General features: G+C 34.8%; 1 protein-coding gene. It reads left to right on the top strand.

The window, feature by feature from the left end:
• The first annotated feature begins 115 nt into the window (after positions 1–115).
• Positions 116–4,588 (top strand): RHS repeat-associated core domain-containing protein, encoded by a 4,473-nt coding sequence (locus DNK84_RS09445; RefSeq protein ID WP_208123295.1) that lies wholly within the window; start codon positions 116–118, stop codon positions 4,586–4,588.
• Positions 4,589–4,606 lie beyond the last annotated feature (18 nt).

Here is a 4,606-nt window from a genome sequence, read left to right on the forward strand (position 1 = left end):
AACTCAAGAACCACTTATAACCACTTATAAATATAATACCGGTGTTTTTAACGCCCCTTTTGTCCCAAGTTATGTGCTTGGCGTACCCTCAAACACATGGAAGGATGATGCTTATGTGTTAAAGCCATTGAATATGGGGGATAATTATCGACACTACAGTCATTTTACCCCATATTTTACAAACTACTTTTATAACATCGCTTACCCATCAGCAGAGATTCAGGTTGGAGATAAAGCCATTCAGCGCCAAATTTACTACCCTGAACGGCTTGAGGTTACACTTGCAGATAGGCTTCTATTCGGATCACCAGAATATACGCCAAGGACATTGCTAAGTCAGCAGATTATCTCAGCTCAAAACCCTAACACCATCTATAAAGGCATAGTTAATCAAACAGGAGAGATGACCATTGGTATTTTTCATGATAATTTAGCAGCAGACCAAAAGATTAGCTATAATTATCATGCGTTAGGCGGAGATGTATATTTAGATAGCATTATCGAACAATCAGGAACAAGAAGTAATTCCAGCAGTGAAAAATATATTCTATCAGAAGGAAAACACGTAGACCCATTTTTATCTAAAGAAACAATAATTGACGAAAGATCAAAACAAGAATTTACGTTATATAAGGATGTTTATCAATATAAAAACGACCTGGAAAACCTAAAAAAACAGAAGATGAGAACAACACTATTACGTCATGTTACAGAAACCAGTAGTGACGCACAGGTAACGTATATTGAGAAAATAGCAAGCGGGACTCGACCACTGCAAATGACGATAAATAGCCAAGATAATGGTTTAATGCGGTTTGAACAAACACAAGGAAATGAGTACCATCTTGTTGGTTTATCCAAGGACATAAGTCAAAGTGATACGAGAAAACCGCTTAATGCTTCTCTGGCCGACTATAAAATTGCTGTTGACTACATGCCCAATAAGCAAGACTTGAAAACCAGGAGAACTTACACAGGAAATGCAAGCGATGTGCTAACCAAATTGCTAGGAAACAAAGAAAATAGCTTAATTAATAATAAAAAGCGCTCTGTGATTAATTTTGATAAGTCACGTCATCAAGTTATGATTCAAGGTGAAAATGGCGATGAAATTATTTTTGACACCTACACCAAAAAACCGATTCAAATGGTCAAAAATTCAAATAAACGCCCAATCAAAATTGACTTTTATTACGATCAGTTTAATCAACTTAGTCAAATTTACCTAAATCAACATAAACTAAAAGATATCTATTATTATAAAGCGTTTAACAAATTTGGATATCCTTGGTTAAACGCGATAACAACTGTTTCTGATAATGGATATGCTGAAACAATTTATAGGGATGAGATAGGGCATGAAATTGCAAGGACAGATAATCTTAGGTCTGATCTAGAAAACACGGTAACCATTGATGGTGAGCATATTATTGCGTTACAAAAGTATGATACCTATGGAAATATAACCAAACAAGTTGATGATTTAGGTAGAGAGATCAATTATTCTTATGATGAATTAAATCGACTGGTAAAACAAATTGACCCTAACGGAAATACTTATACTCATGAATATAACCTATTGAAGAACTCTCAGACAGTATACCTAAATAACGCACTGCTGTGGTCTGAGTATTATGATGGTGAAGGTAAAGTCATCCAACGTAGAGATTACAAAACAAAATCACATCGTATAGAAGACATTATGCCAAAGGATAAGATATATGTACAATATTTTACTTATGCAGGCGATGGTAATGTCATTAGGCAAGATGATTATGAACTAACTAAGTTTATCAATATGTCAGGCTATACTCATATGCTTGATGATATTTTTCTAAGTGTTAATTATGAAAAGCACCAGGAGATAAAATATGGTCTGAATAATCATATTTTATCTAAAACTATAAAGCAACAGGATAACATACCTTCAACCCGAAAAGGGGACTCTTTAGTTTACGATACTAAGACATACAGTTATCAATATAATGCACAGGGTCAAAAGGTAAGTATGACAGTTAGTGAAAACAACGCAAGTAATCACTCTGTTGAATCAAATGACTCAATAAATAAAATTGAGGTTAATTTGCTACGAGATAAACATGGCAATCTGCAAAAGCTAGACTTAAATCGAGACTTTAGTTCACAAACTTACTATTACAACGCACAAGGAAAAGTCGAGAAATCCTGCGACAACCAGGGACATTGCAAAATCTACCACTTTGATGAGAGTGGCAGCTTGACTGGTTATACCAATGAAAGTGGTGTTGACTTTACCGTGTTTTATGGTGATAACTTCATTAGTGTTAAGCATCGCGAAGTTGGAAGCAAAGAGAATGAATCACAACTAGTGGAAGAGGTAACAGCGTATAATGATGCCGGACAAATTACTGAGCAAAAAACATTCTTAAATAACAGCACAACTCCAGATAAATATGTTCGATACTTATATACAAAAGATGGTTTGCTAGAGAAAAAAGTTTATCCTGATGGCTCTGCAATATCTTATGCTTATGATGCTGCTCAGAGAATCATTATGGTAAAGGGTGTGCTGGATAATGTTCAAACCTATGAATACGATAGATATTTTCCAGCAAAAGTGGCTAAATCAACAGTCTTTTCTCTTGATAAGCCAAATGATCAAATGTCGGTAAGTATTGATTATGAGAAAGACCCTTATAGTCCAAGTTATGGAAAAGCACTTACATATTATTATAGCAATGGGGTTCAAAAACAAATCAGCTATAATCAAAATGGATTGGTTAGCAGTATTTACTATACTGACAATCAATTTAAGGCCCCTGCAAATGAAATATTACGTTATAAATATATATACAACGATAAAAACAAACTCCAATCAGTCATTTCTCAGAGTCCTTTTAATGCAGTAAATAGTTCAAACTTTGATTCTAACTTTATACTTGAATATAAATATAACACGAAGGATCAATTACAAATAGAAACTTATCGTGGTCAAAAAAGCCAATATTATCGTAATTATTCATGGGATATTAATAATAATCTGCGTTCACTTGACACTCATTGTATAGCTGGTAAATGCCAAAATGAAACCTGGACTGGCAAGTACAATAGTGATAACCAGTTAATGCAGTCATCATTAGATAGCGTAGTTACAAACTTTACCTATGATAGCCGAGGAAATCGAATCTCAAGCAGTGATGGTATAGTTTACAGATATGATCAGAGTAATAGATTAATACAAATTGATGATAATGGAAAACTCACTAACTTTTCTTATCTTCCCGGTAGTGATCTACTTTGGAAACAGACAAATCATGAGCATAGTACTTATTTCTATTACGATGATAGCTCAATTCCAAAGCTACTTGCAAAGCATGATCACGATAATTTTATAAGTTACAATTATAACGCAGATCAACTCCTGATGCGGGTAAAATCAATAGAATCTCAATCTGTACCACATGAGCAAACTATGAGTATCGCTTTAAGTGGACTTCGTGATGTTGCAGGCTTTTTAGAGCAAGGAAAATCTAGACAAAGTCTAGATAAAATAGCGACCTTTGAAGCACAACAAGGCAATATTGAAACGATATTACAAGACGATAGTTTTGAGAAATACGGGGAGTATCATGATAAAAATTCCGGTTTAATTTATTTACGCCACCGCTATTTTGATAATAAGAATAACCAGTTTATTCAAAAAGACCCGTTCAGCAAAATGATGACCAACCGTTATCAGTATGCTAACTCAGACCCTGTGAATTTTGTTGACCCTTTAGGCTTGGATGCCATGAATACAACAAGAGAAGCACCTTATACGACGAATATTTCTTCCGCAAGTATAGAGTACAAAGACTACATGACATATGCTATGGTAGGACTCGGACTTTCTATAATAACGCTTTTTTTCGATGCAGTTACGTTAACAAATCAAGCTGTTAGCTTTATCCGTATGTATGATCTTGGTATCTTTTTATCCGAACGCACTTCTACAATTTTAAGGCTAGGTTGGGATATGCTTGGAGTAACTTTAGAGACTTTATTTATTGCTACCGGTTCTGATAACCCAGAATTATTTTTCGGTGTTATGGCTTTATCATTGTTATCGACATTTCCGATGTTTTTCAATTTTGTAAACGATCTTTATTCAATTATAAAAATCAGAAGAACCAGAATAACTTCTAGCTACATCAGGGTGGCTGCACCTAGGTTTATCAATAGGTTTCTCGAGAATACTGAAGATTATGTGGGTAACCTTGATTTCCGAGCACAACGTGACTTTTTCACAACTGGTATTGCAAATCATATTATAGGGGGGTATGTAGCTGATTATAAGTTTTTAGGATGGCGTATGAAAGAACCTAAGGCTGTAAGAGGTCATATGGTTTCTCCATCATTACAGGCCTCATCATTACAGGCCTCATATCAATTGTATCGTAGATATCCTGTAGGTGGTGTTCATCATGGTGCTCATCAATACGAGTTTTATAATAACTGGTATTTGCACTTTAGTTTCACCCCTAAACTATTTTATAGGGATATAAAAATCCTGGATTATCGAGCGAAGATTTTGCCTCCATATATCCCAAGCATACTTGTAGACGTTTAATGCGAATCAAGGGTTGAA

Origin of the sequence: Facilibium subflavum (assembly GCF_003574485.1) — a bacterium.
In the GTDB taxonomy this organism is placed as follows: domain Bacteria; phylum Pseudomonadota; class Gammaproteobacteria; order Francisellales; family Francisellaceae; genus Facilibium; species Facilibium subflavum.